The sequence below is a fragment of the Citricoccus sp. GCM10030269 genome (genome assembly GCF_042665635.1).
GTDB lineage: Bacteria > Actinomycetota > Actinomycetes > Actinomycetales > Micrococcaceae > Citricoccus.
In genome coordinates this window covers 955883-981798 of sequence record NZ_JBHTCV010000005.1, presented here as the reverse complement: position 1 = coordinate 981798, position 25916 = coordinate 955883, and the positions used below count along the sequence as shown (strand labels likewise).

Genomic DNA, 25916 nt, shown 5'->3' with positions numbered 1-25916 from the left:
TCCCGGTGCCGGCGCTGGCCAGGTGTCTCAGGTCAGTTCTTCAACAGCCACGGTGGCGGCCTCGGCCACGAACTCGTCCTGGAACGTCCCTTCCGGGTCATCGAGGTTGGTGTAGACGGCCACCACCAAGGGCGCTCCCTCCGCACGCTCGATGACGGCGAGGTCATTGCGGGTGCCGTGGCCCAGCCCGGCCCCGCTCTTGTTCGCCACCGTCCAGGAGGCGCCCTCCGGGACAGCGGCCCGGATCAGTCCCTCGCTGTTCTCCGAGGCCCGCATGGCCGTCAGCAGCTTGTCCTGCTCCCACGGCTCCAGGGCGTCACCCAGGGCATATCCGCGCAGGTTCTCGGCGGCCTGGCGCGGCGTCGTGGTGTCCCGGGTCTCCCCGGGGGCCCATTCGTTCAGCTCTGGCTCCTCCCGGTCGACCGAGGTGATCTCGTCCCCGCTGCCGGCCAAGGCGGCCTGCAGGCCTTCCGGGCCGTCGAGCGCATCGAAGAGCAGGTTGCCGGCGGTGTTGTCACTGTGGCTGATGGCGGCCCCGATGATCTGCTCCAGGGTCATTCCCGTCTCCACGTGCTGTTCGGCGATCGGAGAGTTCGCCACCAGATCCTCGGGGGAGTAGTGGATCCGCTGTTCCAGGTCCGCCGGCTCGCTCTGGGCGAGGACAGCGGCGGCGGAGAACACTTTGTGCGTCGAGGCGTAACCGAAACGTTCGTCCGCGCGGTACTGGACCTCCTCACCCGTCCCCGTGTCCACGGCATAGACGCCCACCCGCCCGGAGAACCGCTCCTCCAGGTCGGCCAGGGCGCCGTCTGTGGACGGAACAGTGGAGGCTGTGGGCGAAGCGCTGGAGGCCGCGGGCTCAGCCTCCGCAGTAGGGCTGCAGCCCGTGAGGAGCAGCGGGGCCAGAAGGACCGGAAGAAGGAAGGAAGTGCGCATTGGTTCAGGCCTAGCACGCCTCTGCGCAACCGTGCTAACCGGACAAGCCGTCCTGATCCCGGCGCTTGTCGGCTGCGCGAATGCCATCGCGTACGCCCGAGCGAATCACGAAGTACAGCACGTACAGGAAGATCGCCAAGAAGACGACGTAGAGCCCCAGCCCGTTCAGTTGTCCCATGCCCCGACTCTAACGTCGCCCGGGCTCGCGTTCTGAGAGGATCGGGCCATGAACGACGCGGATGCAGTGCCCCTTCCGACGGGTTCGATGGGTCTGCAAACAGGTTTGGCGTCCCTGCTTGATCGGCGGAGGAGTAGGCGAGCTTTCGGCCGGAAGGGCATCGCTCTCCAGGATCTCGCCAGGGTGTTGTGGTCTGGGTCTGGCCGTCGATCAGGCGCTGGCCGCGTGGTTCCGTCCGCGCACGGACTGCATCAATTGTCCATCACCGTCCTCGCGGGAAACGTGAGTGACCTCTCCGCGGGCGCCTATCTTTATGGGCCTGAAGACCACCAGCTTCAGGTGGGAACACACGGCGATCACCGTGATGCCATCGCCGCGACCACGCTGGTGGACCGGGAATGGAGTGCAACGGCAGCCGCGCTTTTGGTGGTGACGGCCGACCTTGATGTGCTCAACACTCACTTCGCGGACCAGCCGCCACACGGTCTTCGCGGCGAACGCTACGCGTGGCTCGAGGCCGGTCATATCAGCCAATCCATCTACCTGGCAGCAACTGATCTCGATCTCGCTGTGGTGCTGATCGCGGGCTTCGACGACGACCGGCTCTCGGCCGTCACCACGTCCCTGGTGCCCACCCTTCCGCGGGGCAGCCGCGCCGTTGCCATCATCGCGTTGGGTGAACCGGAGGAGGAGGCAGGAGAACGAGGACGGTAGTCCTCTCCACCCCGAGTCCTCTCAACCCCGCCGGCCGCGTCCACGTTCCGGCGTAGAATCCTGCCGTGCTTCACGACCAACTCTCCCTGGACCAGTCCGTCAGCGTGCGCGATGCGCGCGAAGAGGACCACGCGGACATCGCCCATCTGACCGTCACCTCATATGTTGATGGTGGGCACATTCATCCGGAGGACGAGTACCTCGATGAACTGAGGGACGTCGCCGGACGCGCCCGCAACGCCCGGGTACTCGTGGGCGAAGTCGAGGTCAGTGACGGAGACTCGGTCAGGACCGTCGTCGCCGGTTCGGTGGTCCTCACGCTGCCGGGGATGCCGATGTCCGAGACCTCTCGCGAGGGTGAGCTGGAGTTCAGAATGCTGGCGGTGGATCCACAGGTCCAGCGCCGCGGTGTGGCCAGGGCGCTCGTCCGGGCGACGATCGCCCGAGCGGAGCTGCTCGACGGTATCCACGCCATTGTGCTGACCACCATGAAGACCATGACCGGTGCCCACCGGCTCTATGAGTCCGAGGGTTTCGTCCGGGTTCCCGAGCGCGACTGGCGCCTCTCCGACATCGGCCAGGTGCCGGCGTCGGGCGAGGACCAACTGTTCTGGGTCTACCGGCGCCCCGTGTGAGCCCCGTCTGAGCCGCACTAGACTGGATGATCGAACCGCCTTCCCGCTTCAACCGCAGGAGATTCATGTCCGCCATCACCCGTGAGGAAGTCGCCCACCTGGCGCGGCTGGCCCACATCCGGATGGACGAGAACGAACTGGACAAGATGTCCGGGGAACTCGCCGTCATCATGGACGCCGTCGCCTCCGTCAGCGAAGTCGCTGGTGAGGACGTGCCGCCCACCTCCCACCCGATTCCGCTGCGCAACGTCTTCCGAGAGGATGTGCCCTCCGGGTTGCTGACTCAGGAGCAGGCGCTGGCGATGGCACCGGACGCCGAGGACGGTCAGTTCAAGGTTCCCGCGATCTTGGAAGGGGAGTGATCGGGATGAGCGAGACCACCGCGACCACTGACGTGGCTCCCACAGAACTGATCAAGCTCACCGCGCTGCAGATGGCCGAACGGCTGCGCTCCGGTGAGATCACCTCGGTGGAGTTGACCCAGGCCCACCTGGACCGCATCGCCGCCGTGGACGGCAGCGGTGTTGATGCTGACGGTGCGGGCCGTGGAGTGCACGCCTTCCTGCACGTCAACACCGAGGAGGCGCTCGCCGTCGCCGCTGAGGTCGATGCCATCCGTGCCGCCGGTGGTCCCGAGGCCGATCAGCTGCACCCGCTGGCCGGGGTACCGATCGCCGTCAAGGATCTCATCGTCACCGTCGGTCAGCCCACCACCGCCGGCTCGAAGATGCTCGAGGGCTGGATGAGCCCCTACGACGCCACCGTGGTGACGAAGATCCGGGCGGCGAAGCTGCCGATCCTGGGCAAGACCAACCTGGACGAGTTCGCCATGGGCTCCTCCACCGAGCACTCCGCGTTCGGGGACACTCGCAACCCCTGGGACCTGGACCGCATCCCCGGCGGGTCCGGCGGCGGTTCGGCCGCGGCCGTGGCCGCGTTCATGGCCCCGCTGGCCCTGGGCACGGACACCGGTGGCTCGATCCGTCAGCCCGGTGCCGTCACGGGAACGGTCGGCGCCAAGCCGACCTACGGCGCCGTCTCCCGGTACGGGGTCATCGCGATGGCCTCCTCCCTGGACCAGGTCGGTCCTGTGACCCGCACCATCCAGGACGCGGCCGCCCTCCAAGAACTGATCGGCGGCCACGACCCCCGCGACTCCACCTCCCTGCCCGAGCCGATGGAGGGCCTGCTCGAGGCCGCCCGCACCGGGGACATCTCCGGATTGCGTATCGGCATCGTCTCCGAGCTGGAGGGCGAGGGCTTCCAGCCCGGCGTGCTGGCCCGCTTCACCGAAGCCGTCGCGGCGCTGGAACAGGCCGGAGCCGACGTCGTGACGGTGTCCTGTCCGAATCTCGGCTACGCCCTGGGCGCCTACTACCTGATCATGCCCTCGGAGGTCTCCTCCAACCTGGCGAAGTTCGATGGTGTGCGGTACGGCAACCGCGTGGTTCCCGACGGCGGCGGCACCATCGAGCACGTCATGGCCGCCACCCGGGCGGCCGGCTTCGGCGACGAGGTCAAGCGCCGCATCATCCTGGGCACCTACGCCCTGTCGGCCGGCTACTACGACGCCTACTACGGCTCGGCGCAGAAGATCCGCACGCTGATCCAGCGCGACTTCGAGGCAGCGTTCGCGGACGTGGACGTGCTGATCTCACCCACCTCGCCGGTCACCGCCTTCCCCTTGGGCGAGAAGCTGGATGACCCGGTGGCGATGTACAACAACGACGTGGCCACCATTCCCGCCAACCTGGCCGGCATCCCCGGCATCTCGGTGCCGGCCGGACTGGCCGAGGGGCTGCCCGTGGGAATCCAGTTCCTGGCGCCGGCCCGCGCCGACGCGGTCATGTACCGGGCTGCCGCCGCCCTGGAGCGCCGACTGGAGGAGTCCTGGGGCGCACCGCTCTGGTCCCAGGCGCCCGAACTCGAACCGACTGCTGGAGGAGTGAACTGATGGCTGCCGTCACGGAGGAAGTGCTCACGTTCGACGAGGCGATGGCCCAGTTCGACCCGGTCCTCGGCTTCGAGGTCCACGTAGAGCTCAACACGAAGACCAAGATGTTCTCCTCGGCGCCGAACGGCTTCGGGGATGAGCCGAACACCAACATCACCGAAGTGGACCTCGGCTTGCCCGGCGTGCTGCCGGTGGTCAACGGCACCGCGGTGGAGTACTCCATCAAGCTCGGCCTGGCCCTGAACTGCCAGATCGCGGAGGTCTGCGGCTTCGCCCGGAAGAACTACTTCTACCCGGACACCCCGAAGAACTTCCAGACCTCTCAGTACGACGACCCGATCGCCCACGACGGCTGGCTGGACGTCGAGCTTGAGGATGGCACGGTCTTCCGTGTGGAGATCGAGCGGGCGCACATGGAAGAGGACGCCGGCAAGCTGACTCACCAGGGCGGGGCCTCCGGGCGCATCCAGGACGCGGCCTCCTCGCTGGTGGATTACAACCGGGCCGGCGTGCCGCTGGTGGAGATCGTCACCAAGCCGATCACCGGTGCCGGGGAACGGGCCCCCGAGCTGGCCAAGGCCTATGTCACCCAGATCCGTGACATCGTGAAGAACCTCGGCATCTCCGACGCCCGGATGGAACGCGGCAACGTCCGCTGTGACGCCAACCTGTCCCTGATGCCCAAGGGCTCCACGGTGTTCGGCACACGGACCGAGACGAAGAACGTGAACTCCACGCGCGCCGTGGCGCAGGCCGTGACCTATGAGATCCGGCGCCAGGCCGCCGTGTTGACGGCCGGTGGCTCCATCACCCAGGAGACCCGGCACTGGCACGAGGACACCCGGACCACCACCTCGGGCCGGCCGAAGTCGGACGCTGATGACTACCGCTACTTCCCCGAGCCGGACCTGGTGCCAATCCACACGACGGCGGACTGGATCGAACGCTTGCGCGCCGAGCTGCCGGAGCCGCCCTCGGAGCGCCGCAAGCGCCTGAAGGCCGAGTGGGGCTATTCGGACGAGGAGTTCCGTGACGTGGTCAACGCCGGCGTCATGGACGAGATCGCCGCAACCATCGAGGCCGGCGCCACCGCGTCGGCCGCCCGCAAGTGGTGGATGGGCGAGATCGCCCGTCTGGCCAACCTTGCGGACAAGGACATCGCCGAACTGGGCGTGTCCCCGGCCGACGTCGTGGAGATCGAGGCGCTGATCGCCGAGAAGACCATCAATGACAAGATCGCCAAGCAGGTCCTCGGCTTCGTCGCCGAGGGCGAGGGCAGGCCGCGTGCCATCGTCGAGTCCCGCTCGCTGGCCGTAGTGTCCGACGACGGCGCCCTCACCGCGGCCGTCGAGGCCGCCATCGCCGAGAATCCGGGCGTGGTCGAGAAGATTCGCGGCGGCAAGGTGCAGGCCGTCGGGGCCCTGATTGGTCCGGTCATGAAGGCCACTCGTGGCCAGGCCGACGCCGCTCGGGTCCGTGAGATCGTGATGGAGCAGCTGGGCGTCAGCGAATAGCCCCACCCCCTTTGCATCTGGAGGTCGAAAGTGCCCCAACACGCCCGGGAATTCGGGCCAGTTTGGGGCACTTTCGACCTTTAGTTTGCAGGCACGTGGGAAAGGGGCGTGGGGAAGGGAGAGCCGCATGCCATGGGAGCTGCGTGACGGGGAGCCGGTCATCACCACCGACCTGGTGCGTGCGTTGCTGACCGAGCAGCACCCGGACTTGGCGACGCTGCCCATCGGGACGAGTGTCCGCGGCTGGGACAACACCATGGTGCGGCTCGGGGATGACCTGGCCCTCCGCCTGCCCCGGCATCAACAGGCCGAAGAGCTTCTGGACCGCGAGGTCACCTGGCTACCGGTCCTCGCGGCGCAACTGGCCTCGCTGCCCGTCGGCGCGCGAGCCAGTCGTCCGGACATCCCGACGCCGGTCCGGTCCGGGGCTCCGGGCGCCGGCTATCCCTTCCGCTGGGCGATCGTCCCGTGGCTCGAGGGCGCCCCGGCGGCGCTCGCCAGTGCGGAGGCCCGGGACGAATACGCGGAGTTGCTCGCCAAAACCTTGCGCCGTTTGCACCAGCCGGCTCCCGCAGAAGCCCCTGCCAGCGCCTTCCGCGGCATCGATATCCGCACGGTTGCTGACCGATTCGAGCAACGCTGGGTCACCGTCGCCCCCGACCTCTCCAGCCAGCGACAAGCAGAGCTCAGGACCATCTGGTCCGACGCCCTCGCCGCGCACCGGTACTCGGGTCCGCGCGTCTGGCTACACGGGGATCCGCACCCGAACAACACGGTTATAGCCGCGCCATCCGGCCCATCCGGCCCATTCGGGCTATCCGGCGTCGGGACTGGCACGGGACAACCGATGCTGGTGGACTTCGGCGACCTGTGTGCTGGCGACCCGGCCTCCGATCTCGGGTCGGCGCTGTTGCATTTCTCACCCGCAGGCACGAGCACGTTCATGAACGCCTACGACGACGGCCGTGGCCCGGACGCAGCGTTGTGGGCTCGTGCGCGGGGCTGGGCCGTGTACTACGCCGTGATCTACGCCGGTCAGTCCGCCGACGAGCCCTTGCGTCCGCTCGGGAGGAAAGCGTTGGCCTGAGCTCCGGGTGGCGAGGGCCTAGCCGCGCCCGGCAAGCCCTTACGTTGTGATTGGCAGGCGACCATGCATACGGTGTCCGCAGGCTCGCCCGGAGCTGTTCGACGACGATAGGTGCATTCGATGACTCAGGCCAATGTTCACGTACTCGGCATGACCGAGGTTCAGCGGCAAGAACTCGAGACCGTTTCGGATGCCGAGAACCTGGCGTTCCACAACGTCCTGGACTACGAAAGCGTGGCGGAGACCACCGAGGTCGACTTCGGCGGACTCTTGACAGCGGCCCGGCAGGAGTTGGACGCCTTTGACGGATCGGTGGACGCGATCATCGCCCACTGGGACTTTCCCGTCAGTGTCATAACCCCCATCCTCGCCGCAGAGCGTGGGCTGCCGGCACCGTCATTGGAGAGCGTACTGAAGTGTGAACACAAGTACTGGAGCCGTCTGGAGCAACGGGCGAGCATCCCCGAGTGTGTGCCGGGCTTCGCCGCCTTTGATCCGTTCGACGACAATGCGCTGGCGACGATCGACTTGGACTTTCCGTTCTGGGTCAAGCCGGTCAAGGCTCATTCCTCCAACCTGGGGTTCAAGATTGAGGACGAGCAGGGGTTCAATGAGGCCCTGGCGGAGATCCGTGAGCACATCGGGGAGATCGGCGACGCCTTTGACGTGGCGTTGTCCATGGTGGACATGCCGCCCGAGCTCAAGCAATGGGGCGGTAACACGTGTCTGGCTGAGCAGTTCGTCCAGGGCACTCAGGCCGCTCCGGAGGGCACGGTGTTCCGAGGGCGGTTCCAGGTCCACGGCGTGCTGGACATGCACAAGGATGCGTACGGAACCAGTTTCGACCGCTTGGATTATCCGGCCAGCAGTGTCCCGGAGCATGTGCAGCAGCGGATGATCGATCTCACCGAGCGCTACATGCACCACATCGGATTCGACAACGGCTGCTTCAATGCGGAATTCATGTGGGACGAAGACCAGGATCAGATTTGGATCATCGAGGTCAACACCCGGATCTCCCAATCTCACAGCGATCTGTTCGCGAAGGTTGACGGTGCCTCGAATCACGAGGTGGCCATCGATATTGCTCTGGGGCGCGAACCGCGGATGCCCCACCGCGAAGGTGTGTTCGCGGTGGCCGGGCAGTGCATGGTGTTCCACGACGAGGACGCCGTGGTTACCCGGGTGCCCACCGAAGATGACAAGGAGGCGCTCGCGGAGCGGTACCCCGGGTTGGTCCTGACATCGCAAGTGCATGAGGGCGACCGACTGTCCGAACTGCCGGGGCAGGACAGCTATCGGTACGTTGTCGCCAAGTTCTATCTGGGGGCTGGCAGTCACGAGGAACTGGGCCGGCTGCACGCGGAGATCGCCGGAGAGATTCCATTCGAGTTTGCTGACGTAGACGCTGACGTAGATACAGAGGGGAGCCGCCGGTGAAGACCATCACCGAATTTCCGCACGACGTACAGGTCATAGAGAACGTTTTCATCCCCATGAGGGATGGCGCTCGACTGGCCGCACGGATCTGGTTGCCGGTCAACGCCGAAAGCCAACCGGTCCCGGCAGTGCTGGAGTACATCCCGTACCGCAAACGGGACAGCAGCCGTGGCCGGGATGAGCTGAACCATCCGTACATCGCCGGCCACGGGTATATCTGCGCACGCGTGGATCTGAGGGGCAGTGGTGACTCCGACGGTGTGTTGGTGGACGAGTACCGGCCACAAGAACACGAGGACGCCGAGGATGTCATCGCGTGGCTGGCAGGCCAACCATGGTGTGACGGCAACGTCGGGATGATGGGCATCTCGTGGGGCGGGTTCAACAGCCTCCAGCTGGCCGCCCGTCGCCCACCGGAGCTCAAGGCGATCATCAGCGCCTCAGCCACCGACGACCTCTACGTGGACAACATGCATTACATGGGCGGGTGTCTGTTGGCGGACAACCTCTCCGAAGCCACCGTGATGTTCGCATTCAACAGTCTGCCGCCGGATCCGCAGATCGTGGGTGAACGCTGGCGGGACATGTGGCAGGAGCGGTTGTCCGGAAGTGGCCTCTGGCTGGAAACCTGGCTCGAGCACCAGCGCCGGGATGACTACTGGAAACCGGCCTCCGTCTGCGAGGACTACAGTCAGGTGCAGTGTCCCGTCATGGCCGTCGGCGGCTGGGCCGATGGTTACACCAACGCTGTGTTCCGGCTGATGGAGCACCTCGACGTGCCACGTAAAGGACTCATCGGTCCCTGGGGTCACAAGTATCCGCATCTGGGTGTGCCCGGGCCGGCGATCGGCTTCCTCCAGGAGGCGGTTCGGTGGTGGGACCACTGGCTCAAGGGTCTGGACACGGGGATCATGGATGAGCCGATGCTGCGGGTGTGGATGCAGGACAGCGTCACGCCCGCCTCTTCCTACGAGGACCGGCCCGGTCGCTGGGTGGCGGAGGACCAGTGGCCCGACCCCGACTTGGAGAATCGGGAGTTCGTGCTGCGGGGGCACCATCTGGTGCCGCCGGAAGCCGAAGAGGCGACCCAGCGTGACGTGGCCGGTTCCGTAGAGGGGACCGTGGTGGACCGGCATGACGAGCCGCACGCCGAGATCGCCGTCAAGTCGCCGTTGAGCGTCGGCATGTTCGCGGGTAAGTGGGCGTCCTATGCGGCCGTGCCGGACCTTCCGTTCGACCAGCGCGAAGAAGACGGCGGTGCCATCTTCTTCGAGTCCTGGCCGCTGACGGAGGACCTGGAGATTCTCGGCCAGCCGCAGTGTCATTTCGAAGTGTCCGCAGACAAGCCGGTGGCCATGCTGGCCGTGCGCCTCTCAGACGTGAATCTGGACGGCGAGGCCACACGGGTGACCTACGGCCTGCTCAATCTCACGCATCGAGACGGCAGTGAAGATCCCCGACCGCTGGAGCCAGGGAAGAAGTATCGGGTCTCGGTCCCCTTGAACGGCATCGCGCAGTCCTTCCCGGCCGGCCACCGGCTGCGGCTGTCCATCTCGACGTCGTACTGGCCGCTGGCGTGGCCGTCTCCGGAGTCGCCGACCGTCTCGCTGACCGCCGGCGTCAGCCGCTTCACCGTTCCGGTGCGACAGCCGCGCGATGAGGACGCCCGGCTCCGTCCGTTCGGGGAGCCCGAGTCCGCCGCGCCCCTGCAAACGACCCAGACTCAGCCGGGACAGCACCACTGGCGCGTCACCCGTGACCTGGCCACGAACGTCTCCACCCTGGAAGTCGCGAATGACCAGGGGAGTTTCCGTATCGAGGACACGGACACCCATATCCGCAGGGGGACGGAGGAGTGGTACAGCTTCCGCTGGAATGACGTGAACTCCGTGCGCGGCGAGACCCGCACGGTCCGCCGGGTGGAGCGTGCGGACTGGGGAGCTATGGTCACCACCAACACGGTGCTGACCTCCACTCCCACCGAGTTCATCGTCGACGCCGAGCTCGATGCCTACGAGCTGGACGCCCAACGCGGTGATCCTCGTGTCTATGCGCAGAGCTGGCACCGTCGGATTCCGCGGGACTTGGTGTAGCGGCAAGGGTGCAGCGGAACAACGGGGTAACGGACCGGTGTCGGGTCCGTCGTCGGAGGTCGGCGTAAGCCGGTTCACCTCGCCGGCTCATTCCGAGCCGGTCACGGTTCCGTTCCGGTTCCATATCTCCCGGTGACTTTCGAGATCGGCGGGTTAGGTTCGCTGTGTCCGTCGGCAGTAGGGGGACTCGCCTGATGGCGATGTCGCGGGACCACCGTCGTGTGAACGGTGGTCCTGTTTCTGCCGCATCACTCGCCCTCTTCGAAAGGATTCGATCCATGAATCGGACCTCACCGGCCGCGCCTGGGCGCGCCGTCACCCGCAAGAAACCGACGACGGCGGTCACGGTCGCTGCCGTGGGCCTCGCCCTCATGGGCTCCTCACTGGCCGCCGCACCGGCTACGGCGGCCACCGACGCCGAGACCATTGCTCCATACGGCGGTTACGTCGAAGACGTTTCCATCGTAGAAGATGTGCTCCCCGCCGATGCCGACACCATGACGGTGGCCGTCGATTTCTGTCTGGCTCCGGGATCGACCGGCCGCCGCGGCGTCGAAGACATCAGCCTGGGCACCGCCACACCCATTGCCTCGTGGGAAGGGCCCGTCAACGGCTACTTGTACAGGGCCGAGACGACCGTCAAGGACTCCACGGGCCAGAACACGTTCCAGGTCGAGATGGTGGCCGCGCCGCTGGAGACTGAGGTGCCCTTGGCCCGATCTGTGATTTCCATCTATCCGGTGGCCGGCCCGGCAACGTCAAAAGGCGGTTGCGGCACGGTGGAGTTGCCCGCGCAGATTCCTCCCTCGTACTGGGGTGCAAGGTCGCTCACCAAGTCCTTCGAGGCCGGTGACGGGGTCGGAAACACGTTCTCCGACACGTTCACCGTGAACGGTGGCGACGAAAGTGGCCCTGGGCCGGACGAGCCGCATCTGGAAGCCGATCTCATCTGGTACGGGGAGGTCGAGTGGTACTCCACCACCGCCGAGGGCCCAGCCGAGTCGGTGTCGCTTACCCTGGACCTTCCGGGCCAGTGCAGCGATGTGGCAGGGATGAGCTCCAGCGCAGGGGCGAACACTGAGAACTGGCGACAAGGCTGGGTGTCATGTGCCCAGGGCATGGTGTACGCCCGGCTGGACGGTGGATTGTTTGAGGACGAGCGGTTCACCGTTGAGGCCCGGGATTCCTCGGGTATCGAACCCGGGGAGTCGGTGACGGGCCGGACCACCATCAATCTCGACGGGGAGTACCACCGACTGGAGCTCACCGTCGAGCTCGGCGAGGCCACCGCCTCCTTCGATCGTCCGTGGGCCCCGGTGGCTTTCGGGGACCTGTGCCCCGTCAGTTTCTCTGACACACGCCCCGGAGGGGCGTTCTTCAGCTCCATCCATTGGTTGGGCTGCGAAGGCGTTTCCGCCGGTCAGGCCAACGGCGCCTTCGGCGTGAACCGTGAGATCACTCGTGGCGAGCTGGCCACCTTCCTGATGTGGGCCTATGAAGAGAAGCACTCGGATCCCATATACGGTCTGTACTGGTTCGCCCCAAAGACGAGCCCGTACGAGGACATGAAGCCCGGATCGGCCTACTACGACGCCGCCACGTGGTTGCGGTCCATGGGCATCGCCGGCTATGCCGACGGCACCTTCAAGCCGAGCCGCCCCGTGAGCCGGGTGGAGGCGGCACAGTTCATCTATCTGGCTGATATGGCAGATGAGAGCTGGACGCCTCCGACGACAAGCCCGTTCGCGGACATCTCGGCCGAATACAGCCGCTTCGAGGCGATCAGCTATCTGTACGGCACCGGTGCGACTCGCGGTTACACGGACGGTACCTTCCGTCCGAGTCGGGAGATCACGCGCGGTGAGATGGCCAAGTTCGTCGAAACGGTGTTCAACGACTAACCACGCTGCAGGCTGAGGCGGCTCAGGAACCGGTCAGCTCTTCGAGGGCGGCATCCGCGCGATCAAGGCGTGGCAAGACCTTGCGCAACAGCTTGGTCCAGTTCGCCGGATGATGGGTGCCTTCGCGCAGCGAGGCGTCGTAGAGCAATTCCAAGGCCATCGCACCGAGCCACACGCGGGCCCGCTGCGCCTCGAAACGGTCCCGGGCGACGTCGTCCACCAGGTCTTCGCCGTGCCAGAGACATAGGTAGGCCGGATTCAGGGCCGGATCCCAGACGGTGGCCAAGTCCCAGTCAAGGATCCCGGTCAACTGCCACCCCGTGCTGCCCGCCATGGCAGGCGAACGTCTCCCAACGGCAGCGAGATCGACCGGCTCCCACCGCATGTTGTGTCCCGCCAGGTCCCCATGGACCAACGACGGCGGCACCACCGGATCCTCCGTCCACCGGACTACCGCTTCGGTCAGTCGCCGGACCGTCTCGGCGAAGTCAGCGTCGGGCCAGACATCCTCTCCGTGGACGCTGCGCAACCGGTCGGGGAGTGTCTGCACGGCCGAGACCTTGTCCGGCGTCCACGGCCCCCGGAACGCGAACGGCGGCGCCAGATAGGGTTCAAGCGGTGCGGTCTCGATGTTCCGCAGCACCTCGCACACCCGGCACAGCACGGCCGGGTCGCCCTGGTGCGGCGGGTGCGCTTGGCCGGGAAGATACTCTTGCACGACGGCGGCCCTCCCGTCCGGCCCGACAGTCACCTCAGTCAGGGGTACCGGAAGCGCGAACGGCAGCTCCGCCGTCGCGGCCAGCGCCTGCACCAGAGCTGTGCGCACCGGCAGACGGTCCGCCGCCTCGGCGGTGCGGGCCATCCGCACCGCACCGATGCCCGGCAACACGAGGACGCGGTGAAACTGACCGCCTTCCTCGACGACCCCGGTGGACCAGTCCGCCGTGGCCAGGCGTCGGAACAAGTCTGGATCGGTGGCCACAGCATCCTCGAGCGGCAGCGCGGCAGCAGCACGAGCGAGGGTCACATCCTCGCAGCTCGGAGCGGAGGCCATGCCACCACGGTAGCGCGACCCGCCACGTCCGCACCGTTCCACTCCTACACTGGAGCGGTGACGTTGACCGCTGCTCCCGTGCCATCTGCCAAGACGGTTCGTTGGGAGATCGTGATCGTGCTGGCGCTGTCCTTGGGCAAGTCGGCGGTGTACGCGGTCGTCAACCTCCTGGACAAGATGAGCCAGGCACCACTGTCCGGACAGACCACCACCCTGAATCCCGCCCTCGATGACCGGCAGTACTTCGACCTGACGTATCAGGTGCTGGACATTGGTTTCGCTCTGGTCCCCGTGCTGCTCGTGATGCACTTGGTATGGATTCGCGGCCGCAATCCCTTCCGCACCTTCGGACTGGATTTTCGCCGGCCGGGCCGGGATCTCGCGTGGGGGATCGGACTGTTCGTGGCGATGGGCCTGGGCACGCTCGCCGTCTACGCCGCCGGCCGTGCCGCCGGAGTCACGACGGCCATCGTCGGCAGCGATCTGAACGAGTACTGGTGGACCACCCCGGTGCTGCTGTTCTCCGCGCTGCGGCACGGTCTGCTGGAAGAGATCATCGTGGTGGCCTGGCTGTTCGACCGGCTCGGGTACCTGCAGCAGCTGCGGGCGGGATTCGGTGAGCTGCGCACGTGGGCCAGCGGCGCCGTCGTGCCTGGTCATCCGGTAACCGTGCTGGTGGGGTGTGCGATCCTGCGGGGCACCTACCACCTCTACCAGGGGGCGGGGCCAGGGATCGGCAATCTGATCATGGGGCTGATCTTCGGCGCGGTGTATCTGCGGTACCGACGCGTGATGCCACTGGTCGTGGCGCATTTCCTCTTGGACGCGACCGGCTTCGTGGCCTACCCCCTGTTGGCCGAGCTGGGCCTGTTCGGCACTTAACTACCCCAACGTCAGATGGTGACGTTGCCCTTCGGGGTGTCGAAGGTGACGGAGAGGATGCCCGGGGTGCCGGAGGGTGCCTCGTACTCCACGTTGAGGTCCTGGACCCGCTCCTGAGGATCGTCCAGCCCCAGCCAGTCGCGGACGCGCTCGCGAGATCCGGCGATGGTGATGCAGGACAATTCCGCCTGCGGCTCGGCGGCCAGCGAGGGATGCAGGTCCTCCGTGCCGTCGTCCCAGCGGAGCAGATAGGGCACCTGGGGGTCCGCGATGAGACCCTTGATGCCGATCTGGCGCCAGGTCAGTTCGCGGCCATCCGGGAACTTGCGGTTACCGGGCACAGACTGACGGCCCAGGCGCTCTTCGAACGGTCCGAGGTCGTCGACGGTGACGCACCAGCCCATCCAGCCGCCGCCCATTTCAGAGCGAGCACGGACAGCCTGGCCGAACGGGGCCTTCTCCGAGGAGGGGTGGTCCAGAACTTCAACCACCTCGAGGTACTGCCGGTTGCGCAGCGGGAAAATCGCGTTGCGCGTCCCGAAACGGGGGTGAACTCCGCCCTTGACCCGTTCGATGCCCAGGGCATCGGCCAGGCGGGCCACCGTGGCGGTGAGCCCTTCATCGGGTCCAACGGCGTACGAGACGTGATCCAGGCGCATCATGTGCATATCGTCGCACTTTCTCGCGGGGTGAATTGGTTAGGTTAACCTCACTCGACATGACGGGCGGAATGACAGCCGGATGACCGGCGATGACGGCGGGGATGAAACGGTGCGGAGGATCTGGCAAACTGGGCCCAGGTCATGAGCGCCAGCATTGAGCCCCGGCTTGCTGGCCGGCAACCCTCCAGCTCGCGGTGGGGTGCCCCGGGTGAAGACCAGGCAGGTGCCAACCGGCACCGGCAAGCGCGGGCCACCATGCCGGCATGGACTGCACCACGTCAGTCGGCACCAGTGGGTGGCCCTGGATAGACAGGAGCCGTCAGATGACTGAGACCCCGAACACGCCAGACAACACCCCCGACGCCGACCCCCAGAGCGAGTGGGGCTTCGAGACCCGTCAACTCCACGCGGGGATCCCGGAGGAGAATGCCTTCGGGGCCACCGTGCTGCCGATCATTCAGTCGAACTCCTTCGACTTCCCAAGCGCCGACGTCGCCGCGGATCGCTTCGCGCTGAAGGACCTCGGTCCCATCTACTCGCGCATCGGCAACCCGACCCAGGAAGCCGTCGAGGGCAAGATCGCCGCACTCGAGGGTGGCGTTGGTGCCCTGCTGCTCGCCTCGGGGCAGGCCGCCACCACCTTCTCGGTGCTCAACCTGGCCGGTGCCGGAGACCACATCGTGGTCTCGGCCTCCCTCTACGGCGGCACTCAGAACCTGTTCAAGCACACGTTGGCCAAGATCGGCATCACCACCACCTTCGTTCAGGATCCGGACGATCAAGACGAGTGGAAAAATGCCATCCAGGACAACACCAAGGCTCTCTTCGGGGAGACCCTGGGCAACCCCCGCGGTGACGTGATGGACGTCCGCGCCATCGCCGACCTGGCCCACGACGCCGGTCTGCCGCTGATCGTGGACAACACCCTGGCCACGCCGTACCTGCTGCGCCCGATCGAGCACGGAGCGGACATCGTGGTGCACTCGGCCACCAAGTACCTCGGCGGCCACGCGGCGGCCATGGGCGGGGCGATCGTGGACGCGGGCACCTTCGACTTCGCCTCACAGCCGGAGCGCTACCCCGGATTCAACACCCCGGATGAGAGCTACAACGGAATCGTGTTCGCCCGTGACCTCGGCGTCAACGGCATCCTCGGCGCCAATCTGGCGTTCGTGCTCAAGGCCCGGGTGCAGCTGCTGCGTGACTACGGCAGTGCCATCAGTCCCTTCAACGCCTTCCTCATCAACCTGGGTCTGGAGACACTGTCTCTGCGGATGGAGCGCCAGGTCTCCAACGCGCGGCGCGTGGCGGAGTACCTCGACGGGCACGCCCTGGTCGAGACCGTGATCTATCCGGGCCTGGAGTCCAGCCCCTGGCACGACCTCGCGAAGCGATACCTCCCGGACGGTCCCGCCGGTTTCGTCTCGTTCGAGATCGCCGGCGGACGTGAGGCCGGGGCGCGGTTCGTGGATGCGCTGCGTCTGCACCACCACGTGGCCAACATCGGAGATGTGCGTTCACTGGTCATTCATCCCGCCTCGACCACGCACTCGCAGCTCTCCGAGGACGAACAGCGTGCCGCCGGCGTCACCCCCGGACTGATCCGGTTGTCCGTGGGCATCGAGAGCATCGATGACATCCTCGCCGATCTGGACAACGGCTTCGCCGCTGCAGACGTGAGCGCCTAGGGCCGGAGCCATCCGCATGACTACCATCACCCCTCAGCGATCCGGCACAGGTTTGGCCGACGGCGGCCTGCACTCCTTGCGGACCGGTGCCTTCGACTTCGAGTCCGGGGGTCACCTGCCCGCCGTGGACATCGCCTACGAGACGTGGGGCACGCTCAACGCTCAGAAGTCGAACGCCGTACTGCTGCTGCATGCCCTCACGGGTTCGACCCATGTGGCCTCGTCCTCCGAGATTCCGGAGGACGGCTGGTGGGAAGGCATGGTCGGTCCGGGCCGCCCGATCGACACGGACACCTGGTTCGTGGTGGCGCCGAACATCCTCGGTGGCTGCTACGGGACGACCGGGCCGTCGTCGTTGGATCCGGACGGGACCCCCTGGGGGTCGCGGTTCCCGTTCACGACCATCCGGGACTCCGTGCGCGCCGAGGTCCGGCTCGCGGACGCCCTGGGCATCGAGCGGTGGCAGGCCGTCATCGGTGGCTCCATGGGCGGCGCTCGAGCCCTGGAGTGGGCTGCCACCTACCCCGAACGGGTCGCGGGGATGGGCGTCATCGCCTGCGGCGCCCACTCCACCGCCGAGCAGATCGCCTTCGCGCAAGCGCAGATCCAAGCCATCACCCTGGATCCGAACTTCCGCGGCGGGGACTACTACGGAGGCCCGACGCCGGACGGCGGCCTGGGCATCGCCCGCAAGATCGCCCACATCACCTACCGGTCCGAACCGGACATCGGGGAGCGGTTCGGCCGTAAACCGCAACTGGACGAAGACCCTTTCGGGGATCCGGTCTGTCGCCATGGCCGCTACCAGATTGAGTCGTATCTGGACTATCAGGCGGCCAAACTGGCCAAGCGGTTCGACGCCAACAGCTATCGGGTGCTGACCGAGGCCCTGATGAGTCACGACGTCTCTCGCGGCCGCGGTGCGGAGTCATCCGTGCTGGCGGAGATCGAGGCGGCGCCGTTCATCGCCGCCGTCGAGTCCGACCGGCTGTATTTTCCGGTGCAGTCGGAGAACCTCGCCCGTCAATTGCCGGGCGAGGTGACGGTGCACATGATCGACTCGGCCGTAGGCCATGACGGCTTTCTGACCGACATGGAGCAGCTCGGTGAAGCGCTGCGGCGAGATCTCGGGCTGTAGAGCTCGAACTGCAGGACTCGAGCTAGTCCTCCGGGCCGACCCGCCGGACCGCGGTCTCGTCGGCGGAGGTGGAGCCGGGCGGCATCGGATGCCCGAACATGGGCTCGGCCAAAGGCCGTTTCGGTCCGAGGCCGTCGCCCGAGGATTGGCGGCGCAGGTGCCGTAGCACCCAGGGCATCAGGTGTTCACGGGCCCATAGCGCGTCCTCAGCCCGGACCCGCCGCCAGGTGCGAGGCACGGTGGCTTTGGGCTGCAGCGGTACCAGATCGTGGGGGACGTTGAGGGTCTCCAGTACCATCGCGGCGATGGTGTGGTGGCCCGTGGGGGAGAAGTGCAGCCGGTCCGGCGCCCACATCTCCGGACGGGTGAGGTCGCGCAGCGCCCAGAGGTCAGCTACCAGCGCATCATGCCGCAGGGCCACCGCGTGGACGTTCTCGTTGTAGATGGCGACCTTGCCCCGGATGCGGCCCATCACGGGGGTGTCCCGGATGTCCGGACCGGTGAACAGCACCACGGTGGCTCCCGTGGTGGACAGGTGAGAGATCAGCTCATCCAGCCGGAGGGCAATGGCGTCCGGGTCGCCGCCGGGACGGATGACGTCGTTCCCGCCGGCGCAGACGGTGATCAGGTCCGGAGTCAGCTCCAATGCCGCCTCGGTCTGCTCGGCGATGATCTGATTGATCAGGCGCCCGCGAACGGCCAGGTTGGCGTAGGAGAAGTCCTCCTCGTCCGGGACCCGGTGTGCCAGTTCCTCGGCCACTCGATCGGCCCAACCGCGGTGGTAGCCCGGCCGGTCGGGGTCCGGGTCTCCGATGCCCTCCGTGAAGGAATCGCCGAGTGCCACATACCGGCGCCAGGGATGGACCGGGTGCAGTGGAGCCGAGCCCTCAGCGGAAGATTCGGATGCATCAGTGGTGACGGATGTGGCCGTGGTGACAGCAGAGTCCGGGGAGAAAGACACCATTCCTTGATCCTAGAGGCACCGGTTGTCCGCCGGAGGGACAGGACCTCTACCCTGTGACTATGACTGACACCGCAGCCCAGCCCCTTGCCCCGTACGTCCGCTGGTCCCGGCCCGAAGCCGAGCGCGACGGCACTCATCTGTTGGTGCTGCTGCACGGCTACGGAGCCGATGAGAACGATCTGTTCGGTTTGGTTCCCGAGCTGCCGGACAAGTTCACCATCGCCTCCGTGCGGGCCCCCCTGGCCATGGAGCCCAGTGGCTACACGTGGTTCCCGGTGTCCTCCACCATGCAGGCCTCCCCACTGGCGGTCCGCGCGGCCATCGAGGACCTCCAGGAATGGGTCGCGACTCAGCGGCCGAACTTCGCCAGTACCTCCCTGCTGGGATTCTCGATGGGCATGGCCATGGCCACCTCATTGCTGCGCCGGGAACCCGAGGCCTATGCGTGCCTGGTCGGCCTGTCCGGATTCGTCGTGGACCCGGCGGCCGACCCGGAGACGTCCCCGGAATCAGCCGCAGAATCCACCACCGGCCCGCTCGCCGGCTTCTTCCAGGACGAGCAGGTCAAGGCGCTCAAGCCGAAGGTGTTCTGGGGGCGTGATCAAGAGGACCCGATCATCTCGGCGGACAAGGTCGAATACACCCATGCCTGGATGAACGAGCATGTGAACCTGACCAAGGTGCTCTACGCCGGCATCGGACACAGCATCGGACCCCAGGAGCTGCGCCACGTGGGGGAGTTCCTCGACTACATCGTCACGTAGCAGTCACTCAGCTGTCACGTCGCCGGGACCACGGTCATGGTCTCACCGGAGAACTCGATGACATCTCCGTGGTGCAGTTGGCGTCCCCGCCGGGTCTCGGGTTCGCCGTTGACCTGGACCAGTCCGGCGTCGATGACCTCGCGCGCATCAGCGCCGTCCTCCACGAGGTTGGCCAGCTTCAGAGCCTGACCGAGGCGGATCATCTCATCGCGGATCTCCAGGGGCATGGTGGGGTGGCCAGGGTCTTCGGAAGCCGGCTGTTCTGACATGGTCCTAGACTAGGCCGGTAACCCTCACCAGTACGCATAACCGAAGTGCGCTGACCGCTGCCAGCGGCCCAGTATCAGACACGGATATCAGACGGATGTGATGCCTCCATGGCCCCCAAGACCACCCTCGAGACGGTCATCTCCCTGGCGAAGCGACGTGGCTTCGTCTTCCAGGCCGGAGAGATCTACGGCGGCTCACGCTCGGCGTGGGATTACGGGCCGTTGGGCGTGGAGCTCAAGGACAACATCAAGACCCAGTGGTGGAACACCTTCGTGCGCGGCCGCGAAGACATGGTCGGACTGGACTCGGCCATCATCCTGCCCTCGGCGGTGTGGCAGGCCTCCGGGCACGTGGACACCTTCACGGACCCGCTGGTCGAGTGCACCTCCTGCCACAAACGCCAGCGCCAGGACCACTTGATCGAGGGATTCGTGGCCAAGAAGGGCCGTCCGCCGAGCGGCGGAGTCGGCGGCATGGACGAGATCGTCTGCCCGGACTGCGGAACCCGCGGGGCCTGGACCGAACCGCAGATGTTCTCCGGGCTGATGAAGACCTACCTGGGGCCCGTGGACAACGAGGAAGGCCTGCACTACCTCCGGCCGGAGACCGCGCAGGGCATCTTCGTGAACTTCCTCAACGTGGTCAACGCCTCCCGCCGCAAGCCTCCGTTCGGCATCGGCCAGATCGGCAAGGCGTTCCGCAACGAGATCACCCCGGGCAACTTCATCTTCCGCACCCGCGAGTTCGAGCAGATGGAGATCGAGTACTTCTCTCATCCCGACGCGGTCACCGAGCACTTCGACGACTGGGTCGAGGCGTGTTGGAACTGGTTCACGGACCTCGGCATCAATCCCGACCACATGCGCCGCTTCGATGTGCCGGACGGTGAACGCGCCCACTATTCCGATGCCACGATCGACATCGAGTACAAGTTCGGCTTCGCCGGCTCCGAATGGGGCGAGCTGATGGGCATCGCCAACCGCACCGACTTCGACCTGAACTCGCACACTTCAGCCTCCGGCACCAAGATGCAGTACTTCGATCAGGCCACCGGCGAGCGCTATACCCCGTACGTGATTGAGCCGAGCTTCGGGCTGACCCGCTCCATGATGGCCTTCCTGGTCGACTCCTACCGCGAAGAGGAGGCGCCCAACACCAAGGGCGGCACCGACGTGCGGACCGTTCTCGGGCTGGATCCGCGGTTGGCTCCGGTCAAGGCCGCCGTGCTGCCGCTGTCCCGCAAGGAGGAGCTCGTCCCCACGGCCAAACGGCTGGCCGACGAGCTGCGCAGGGTGTGGAACATCGACTATGACGACGCCGGCGCCATCGGTCGACGCTACCGCCGCCAGGACGAGATCGGCACCCCGTACTGCATCACCGTGGACTTCGACTCATTGGATGACCAGGCCGTCACCATCCGCGAACGCGACTCCATGACGCAGGAGCGGGTGGCCCTGGACCAGGTCCGCGGCTGGCTCATCGAGCGGCTGGCGAAGTAGGGCGGCGAACACCATGAGCATTCCCGACGCCGGCCCCCACCTTCCCGAGGGCGTCACCCTGCGCCCCTGGATGGAGAGCGACGACCTGCGCCTGCTTGAGGTCTGGGGCGATCCCGCCGATGCCCAGCAACACCAGGACCGGGCCATGCTCCGGCCCTCCAGCACCGGCAGCACCGGCTCATCAGAGCCCTGGGCGCGGTGCCTGGTGGCCGAAGACGAGGGTATTCCGGTGGCCGCTGCCGTCGTGTACGCCTCCTCGGTGCATCCGCAGCGCCTTTGGTTCTACGCGGAGACCGCCCGCGAGCAGCGTGGCCGGGGCATCGCCACGGCCCTGTTGGCGGCGTTGCGCGCCGAAGCCGAGGCGGCCCGGGCTGAGGGCGCCATCGTGACCACCGAGCTCAAGACCCGCTTCGCGGCGGCCGAACCGACCGAGAGCGCCACCGCCTCGTTCCTGAGGGGGCAGGGATTCGCGCCGGTACAGCGGTCCCGGCGCATCGCCGTCGGGCCTGGGGTGATCAAGGCTCCGGAGCTGGACGGGACCGGATTGTCCGTGGAGGATCTGGCCACCGGTTCGGTCGAGCTGACGCAGGCGGTGGCCGCCTTCTACGAGGCCACACACGACTGGGACCCGGCGGTCATCTCGGTGGGCCAGGTCCAGCAGCTGCTGCTCGGTCCCGCCACCGGGGCCTCCGGCGCCGTGGTGCTGCGGCCCCGCCCCCAGGACCAGGGTGGAACGATCGCGGCCTTCGCCATCTCCTACACTCCCGAGCGCACCGAGGATCCGACCGATGTGTTGCTGGGGTGGAACCCGGAACTCGCTCCGGCCGATGCTCAGGCCGCCGCGGCCGCGCTGCTGGCCCTGCTGACCACGCAGTACCCGGTGCAGCTGGAGGTCGACGATTCGATGGAGGTCCTGACCCCCATCCTCGATCAGATGGTCGCCACCGGCCACGCCCAGGTGCTGCTGGACACCCGGATCTGGGCCACCGACGCGCCCGATGCCGCACAGCGCTGACGGCCACGGTGACGGTCACGGCGACGGCCACGGCCACGGACTTTCCGCGGGCCCAGCCGCCGACCAGGCGCTGACCGGCCGGGACGGGTCCGGCCGTCCTCGGGTCGTCCTGGCGCTGGCGGCGATCCTGGTGCCGCTGGCCGCGGTGCTGATCGTCGCCATGATCGTGCTGTGGCCCAGCGGCGAGCACCGCGAACTCTCCCTCGCCGATCCTTACGGCACCAGTCAGGGCGTGGAGATGATCTCGGGGACGGTCACCGGGGTGCAGCCCCGGGAATGTAATCCGGAGGCCGGGACCCTGGAGACCCCGAATGGCGGGGTCGTGGGTGACCCGTCGGCTGCCCAGGTGCAGTGCGTGGACGCCGTCGTGGATCCCGACGGCGGCGGGACCGACAGCGCGCTCGTCCCCATCCCGACGTCGGTCAGCGCCTCGGTGGAAGTCGCGGCCGGAGACCGGATCAAGGCCCTCGATCTCTCCGGGCTGCCCGGAGGAACGGGCGGTGAGGGTGCCGGCGCGGGAGCGGACTACGTGTTCGTCGACTTCGAGCGCACCGTCCCGGTCGTGCTGCTGGCGCTGCTGTACGCGCTCGTGGTGGTGGCCGTCGCCCGGTGGCGTGGACTGCGGGCGATCGTGGGCCTGGGGCTGGCCTTCGCGGTGCTGTTCGTCTTCATGATCCCGGCGCTGCTCGAGGGCGGACCGCCGCTCTGGGTCGGTCTGGTCGGCTGCTGTCTGATCATGCTCGTGGTGCTGTATTTCGCCCACGGATTCTCCCTACGGACCACCACGGCGCTGCTGGGCACACTGATCGGCCTGGCCCTCACCGCCGTGCTGGCACTGTGGGGCACCGACGCCGCCTACCTCACCGGGCTCGGTGATGAGTATTCCTACGTGCTGGCCACTGTGGCTCCCGAGGTGCGATTGTCCGGAATCGTGCTGTGCGGGTTGCTGGTGGCCGGTCTGGGTGTGCTCAACGACGTGACCATCACGCAGGCCTCCGCCGTCTGGGAGCTGCACGGCGCGAACCCGCGAGCCACCAAGCGAGAGCTCTTCGCCTCCGGGATGCGCATCGGCCGCGACCACATCGCCTCCACCGTCTACACCATCGCCTTCGCCTATGCCGGTGCGGCTCTACCGGTGCTGATGGTGGTGTCCCTCTACGACCGCAGTCTGTGGGACACCCTGATGTCCGGGGAACTGGTGGAGGAGATCGTGCGCATCCTCGTCGGTTCCATCGGACTGGTGCTGGCCATCCCGGTCACCACCGGGATCGCCGTGGCGGTGGCCAAGGCGGTCAGCGAGCGGGAGAGTCGGCCGGCGACCTACTGAACTGCCGGCTGGTAGGAGCCGACCATGGCCCGGAGTACCCGGTGCAACTCGGAGTCGGCCGCATCTGGAGCGTCCTTGGCCGAGTCGAGCGGGATCGTTCCATAGATCACGACGCGCTCCGTGCCGTCGTGGATCGCGAGGTCCCACACCGTCAGGGATTCCGGGTCGGCGCCCTCCGGTGCTGAGACGAGATCCACCATGACCTGGGCGCCCGAATTCGCCTCGACGACGAGGGACCGCAAGTACACCGTCTCATCACCGGCGCCGGTGAAGTCCGGCTGCTCGGTGACCTCCAGCACCTCGACCACCTCGGCACCCTCAGGAGGGCCGCCGGGAACGTCAGCGCGGAACCCGCCGACCTGCTCACCGGTGGCGTCGGCGATGGACAGCCCCGTGATGGACCCGTTCTCGCCGTCCGGAGTGACCTCGAAGGAGGCGGGAACCGCCAGCCCGCCCTGTGTCTCGGTGGGGCAGTACTTCCATCCCTCGGTCAGGGCCTCGTTGGCCAGGATGGACCAGGGAGTCAGCTCAAGATCGCCGTCCTCGTTCTCACCCGTGCCCTCGGTCGGCGGCACCTCGTCATCTCCGGCGAGCGCCTCGAGGCACGGGAGGTGGTAGATCTCCTCCGTGGGGCGCGGCTCGCCGTCATAAGCCGTCCGCTGCAGGTCAGGGGAGGGAAGGTCCTGTGCGGCTGAAGGGCTCTCCGGTGACCGCTCCGATGAGGCGGATGAGGTGGATGAAGCAGAGGTCGGCCCCGACCCTATCGGCAGAGTCGAGGAGTTCTCCGGGCTCGAGGTACCGCAACCGGCCAAGGCAATCACCCCAGCCATGGCAGCGGCACCCAGGGCCCAGCGGCCGGCTGACGCACTGGCGGGAGGGCGGGTCAAGCGCACAGGGCTTCCTTCGCAGGTCGGCGGCGTGTGCTCACCACGCTACCCACGCTGGCGATCGGCTGCCGCACCACTCGCCGTCAGTACCGGTACGTGCTGGGCCAGTCGACCCGCAATCGGCGGATCAGGCCATCGGGCTGGCGTTGCAGTCGGCCGGTGATCAGCCCTTCCTGCAGTCCCTCCACCAGCAGCTGGTCGACACGGAGCTTCGGGGACGGCAGGTAGCTGCGGTGAGGAACGGCGTCGTTGACGGTGCGCCGGACGGCGTCGGGCAGCGAGTCCACGGCGCGGGCGATGCGTTCATTCAGGTTCTGCGCCAGTCCGGCGCCCCACGGGGTGTTGAGATCCAGATGATCGACGGCGGCCGTCAGCAACTCCTCGTCGCGCATCCCGCCGTCGGCCGGCAACAACGCCCACAGGGCATTGGCGAACTCCACGGGTGGCACGTCCTGCGGCTTCAGATGGGCGGTGCGACCGAAGGTCCGATACGTTCCCCAGTGCTCCACCACGGTGGAGGCGGGCCACAGGAATCCCTGGCGATCCATGGTGTACCGCCCGGACTTGATGAGGTGCTCTAGCGCCTGCTGAGCCAGATACGCGCTGTGTCCGCTACCGGCACGTTCCTTGAGCGCCTTGAGCGCGGCATCTTTGCGCAGCGGGAACGCGCAATCCAGGAACTCCTTGACGCTGCGGCGAGCCCCCTTCGGATCCACCGTGCCCAGGCGGGGCAGCACTGCCGGATGTCCCCAGCGGGGATCGAGCAGGAACTGCGGATGGGGCACCTGCAACGAGTCTGGAGTACTCCAGCCGGCCAGTCGCACGGCCCGGTCGGCATCCCGGTAGGCGTCCTCCAGCCGTTCGACCAGCAACTCGAATCGTTGCAGATCCTCGGCGCTGGGATTCAGCCGCGACGCCGCATCCCGGTTCTCGCTGCCACGGGGGCGCACCGCTCGACCGGGAGCCGGCTCGATCGAGCGCTCCAGTTCGCCGCGCTCGCGGTGGGCGCGCTTGAGCGTCCCGGAGAAGCCGCGAATCACCGGACTCGACCGGTCCAGCCAGCCGGGGGCGGCCAGGGCGTCTCCCGGGCTGTGCTCGTACCGTTCCACGTCCAGGGTGACCCGGTTGAAGCGAGATTCGAGCTCACGCCAGCGCTGCTGCCGGCTGGCCAGCATCCGCCGCTGAAGACCCACGACGCCGGCCCAGCCGCCGGCACCGACGACCACGGCCAGCACGAGGAGCACGATCAGCCAGATCTCCATGCGGCAGTGCTCCTCCCGGGTGTCCCTCTAGAGCCGTGATGAGGGCCGTCAG

General features: G+C 67.0%; 24 protein-coding genes and 1 riboswitch. Of the genes, 16 read left to right on the top strand and 8 right to left on the bottom strand.

Annotation, left to right across the window (positions count from 1 at the left end):
• Positions 1 to 27 precede the first annotated feature (27 nt).
• Both bla and ACFQQD_RS11705 read right to left on the bottom strand, forming a co-directional pair.
• Positions 28 to 936, bottom strand: coding sequence for a class A beta-lactamase (gene bla, locus ACFQQD_RS11710; RefSeq protein ID WP_378089505.1), 909 nt, complete (start codon positions 934 to 936; stop codon positions 28 to 30).
• 34 nt (positions 937 to 970) lie between these two features.
• A complete protein-coding gene (locus ACFQQD_RS11705) occupies positions 971 to 1114 on the bottom strand; it encodes a hypothetical protein (protein ID WP_378089503.1) in 144 nt (47 codons plus the stop codon).
• 48 nt (positions 1115 to 1162) lie between these two features.
• On the opposite strand from ACFQQD_RS11705, the gene ACFQQD_RS11700 reads away from it, so the two are divergent.
• The 9 genes from ACFQQD_RS11700 to ACFQQD_RS11660 all read left to right on the top strand — a co-directional run bounded on the left by ACFQQD_RS11700 (position 1163) and on the right by ACFQQD_RS11660 (position 12452).
• The gene (locus tag ACFQQD_RS11700) at positions 1163 to 1828 is read left to right on the top strand and encodes a SagB/ThcOx family dehydrogenase (RefSeq protein WP_378089501.1); all 666 of its coding nucleotides are present in this window, start codon (positions 1163 to 1165) and stop codon (positions 1826 to 1828) included.
• 65 nt (positions 1829 to 1893) lie between these two features.
• Positions 1894 to 2463 carry a GNAT family N-acetyltransferase gene (locus tag ACFQQD_RS11695; RefSeq protein ID WP_378089499.1) on the top strand — a complete coding sequence of 190 codons (570 nt, stop codon included), beginning with the start codon at positions 1894 to 1896 and terminating at the stop codon, positions 2461 to 2463.
• Between the two features lie 65 nt (positions 2464 to 2528).
• Positions 2529 to 2825: an Asp-tRNA(Asn)/Glu-tRNA(Gln) amidotransferase subunit GatC gene (gene gatC / locus ACFQQD_RS11690; protein WP_378089497.1), complete on the top strand. Its 297-nt coding sequence runs from the start codon at positions 2529 to 2531 to the stop codon at positions 2823 to 2825.
• 5 nt (positions 2826 to 2830) lie between these two features.
• On the top strand, positions 2831 to 4417 hold the full coding sequence (gatA, locus tag ACFQQD_RS11685; protein ID WP_378089494.1) for an Asp-tRNA(Asn)/Glu-tRNA(Gln) amidotransferase subunit GatA: 1587 nt from the start codon (positions 2831 to 2833) through the stop codon (positions 4415 to 4417).
• Positions 4417 to 5931, top strand: coding sequence for an Asp-tRNA(Asn)/Glu-tRNA(Gln) amidotransferase subunit GatB (gene gatB, locus ACFQQD_RS11680; RefSeq protein WP_378089492.1), 1515 nt, complete (start codon positions 4417 to 4419; stop codon positions 5929 to 5931). The genes gatA and gatB overlap by 1 nt, the downstream gene beginning before the upstream one ends.
• Positions 5932 to 6058: 127 nt before the next feature.
• Positions 6059 to 7018 carry a phosphotransferase gene (locus ACFQQD_RS11675; RefSeq protein WP_378089490.1) on the top strand — a complete coding sequence of 320 codons (960 nt, stop codon included), beginning with the start codon at positions 6059 to 6061 and terminating at the stop codon, positions 7016 to 7018.
• 120 nt (positions 7019 to 7138) lie between these two features.
• A complete protein-coding gene (locus tag ACFQQD_RS11670) occupies positions 7139 to 8458 on the top strand; it encodes an acetyl-CoA carboxylase biotin carboxylase subunit family protein (RefSeq protein ID WP_378089488.1) in 1320 nt (439 codons plus the stop codon).
• Positions 8459 to 8514: 56 nt separating this feature from the next.
• Entirely contained in the window at positions 8515 to 10551 is a 2037-nt protein-coding gene (locus ACFQQD_RS11665; protein ID WP_378089486.1) for a CocE/NonD family hydrolase, read from the top strand.
• Positions 10552 to 10829: 278 nt separating this feature from the next.
• Positions 10830 to 12452 (top strand): S-layer homology domain-containing protein, encoded by a 1623-nt coding sequence (locus ACFQQD_RS11660; protein WP_378089483.1) that lies wholly within the window; start codon positions 10830 to 10832, stop codon positions 12450 to 12452.
• Positions 12453 to 12474: 22 nt separating this feature from the next.
• On the opposite strand, the gene ACFQQD_RS11655 is transcribed toward ACFQQD_RS11660, so the two are convergent.
• Complete coding sequence (locus ACFQQD_RS11655; RefSeq protein ID WP_378089481.1) at positions 12475 to 13506, bottom strand: aminoglycoside phosphotransferase family protein; 1032 nt, start codon at positions 13504 to 13506, stop codon at positions 12475 to 12477.
• A 57-nt stretch (positions 13507 to 13563) separates the two neighbouring features.
• On the opposite strand from ACFQQD_RS11655, the gene ACFQQD_RS11650 reads away from it, so the two are divergent.
• Entirely contained in the window at positions 13564 to 14388 is an 825-nt protein-coding gene (locus ACFQQD_RS11650) for a CPBP family intramembrane glutamic endopeptidase (protein WP_378089479.1), read from the top strand.
• 11 nt (positions 14389 to 14399) lie between these two features.
• Here the strand turns inward: ACFQQD_RS11650 and ACFQQD_RS11645 are convergent, their stop codons facing one another.
• Positions 14400 to 15056: a VOC family protein gene (locus tag ACFQQD_RS11645; RefSeq protein ID WP_378089476.1), complete on the bottom strand. Its 657-nt coding sequence runs from the start codon at positions 15054 to 15056 to the stop codon at positions 14400 to 14402.
• 131 nt (positions 15057 to 15187) lie between these two features.
• Positions 15188 to 15302: riboswitch (SAM riboswitch) on the top strand.
• 71 nt (positions 15303 to 15373) lie between these two features.
• Between ACFQQD_RS11645 and ACFQQD_RS11640 the strand changes: the two genes are divergently transcribed.
• Positions 15374 to 16738: an O-acetylhomoserine aminocarboxypropyltransferase/cysteine synthase family protein gene (locus ACFQQD_RS11640; RefSeq protein ID WP_378089474.1), complete on the top strand. Its 1365-nt coding sequence runs from the start codon at positions 15374 to 15376 to the stop codon at positions 16736 to 16738.
• Between the two features lie 16 nt (positions 16739 to 16754).
• Positions 16755 to 17876 (top strand): homoserine O-acetyltransferase, encoded by a 1122-nt coding sequence (locus ACFQQD_RS11635; RefSeq protein WP_378089472.1) that lies wholly within the window; start codon positions 16755 to 16757, stop codon positions 17874 to 17876.
• A gap of 22 nt (positions 17877 to 17898) precedes the next feature.
• Here ACFQQD_RS11635 and ACFQQD_RS11630 read toward each other — a convergent pair whose 3' ends face one another.
• Positions 17899 to 18840 (bottom strand): SGNH/GDSL hydrolase family protein, encoded by a 942-nt coding sequence (locus ACFQQD_RS11630; RefSeq protein ID WP_378089470.1) that lies wholly within the window; start codon positions 18838 to 18840, stop codon positions 17899 to 17901.
• Positions 18841 to 18899: 59 nt separating this feature from the next.
• Here ACFQQD_RS11630 and ACFQQD_RS11625 point away from each other — a divergent pair, with 59 nt between their 5' ends.
• Positions 18900 to 19604, top strand: a complete 705-nt coding sequence (locus ACFQQD_RS11625; RefSeq protein ID WP_378089468.1) for an alpha/beta hydrolase — start codon at positions 18900 to 18902, stop codon at positions 19602 to 19604.
• Between the two features lie 14 nt (positions 19605 to 19618).
• On the opposite strand, the gene ACFQQD_RS11620 is transcribed toward ACFQQD_RS11625, so the two are convergent.
• Positions 19619 to 19873 (bottom strand): RNA-binding S4 domain-containing protein, encoded by a 255-nt coding sequence (locus ACFQQD_RS11620; RefSeq protein WP_378089465.1) that lies wholly within the window; start codon positions 19871 to 19873, stop codon positions 19619 to 19621.
• Between the two features lie 108 nt (positions 19874 to 19981).
• Between ACFQQD_RS11620 and ACFQQD_RS11615 the strand changes: the two genes are divergently transcribed.
• Genes ACFQQD_RS11615 through ACFQQD_RS11605 form a run of 3 tightly spaced genes read left to right on the top strand, consistent with a single transcriptional unit; the run spans position 19982 to position 23715 of the window.
• Positions 19982 to 21373, top strand: coding sequence for a glycine--tRNA ligase (locus ACFQQD_RS11615; RefSeq protein ID WP_378089463.1), 1392 nt, complete (start codon positions 19982 to 19984; stop codon positions 21371 to 21373).
• Positions 21374 to 21386: 13 nt separating this feature from the next.
• Positions 21387 to 22388, top strand: a complete 1002-nt coding sequence (locus tag ACFQQD_RS11610) for a GNAT family N-acetyltransferase (protein WP_378089461.1) — start codon at positions 21387 to 21389, stop codon at positions 22386 to 22388.
• Positions 22372 to 23715: a YibE/F family protein gene (locus ACFQQD_RS11605; protein WP_378089459.1), complete on the top strand. Its 1344-nt coding sequence runs from the start codon at positions 22372 to 22374 to the stop codon at positions 23713 to 23715. The genes ACFQQD_RS11610 and ACFQQD_RS11605 overlap by 17 nt, the downstream gene beginning before the upstream one ends.
• Here the strand turns inward: ACFQQD_RS11605 and ACFQQD_RS11600 are convergent.
• Both ACFQQD_RS11600 and ACFQQD_RS11595 read right to left on the bottom strand, forming a co-directional pair.
• A complete protein-coding gene (locus ACFQQD_RS11600; protein WP_378089457.1) occupies positions 23709 to 24602 on the bottom strand; it encodes a hypothetical protein in 894 nt (297 codons plus the stop codon). The two genes, ACFQQD_RS11605 and ACFQQD_RS11600, sit on opposite strands and share 7 nt — an antisense overlap.
• An 83-nt stretch (positions 24603 to 24685) precedes the next feature.
• Positions 24686 to 25864 (bottom strand): hypothetical protein, encoded by a 1179-nt coding sequence (locus ACFQQD_RS11595; protein ID WP_378089455.1) that lies wholly within the window; start codon positions 25862 to 25864, stop codon positions 24686 to 24688.
• Positions 25865 to 25916: the final 52 nt, after the last annotated feature.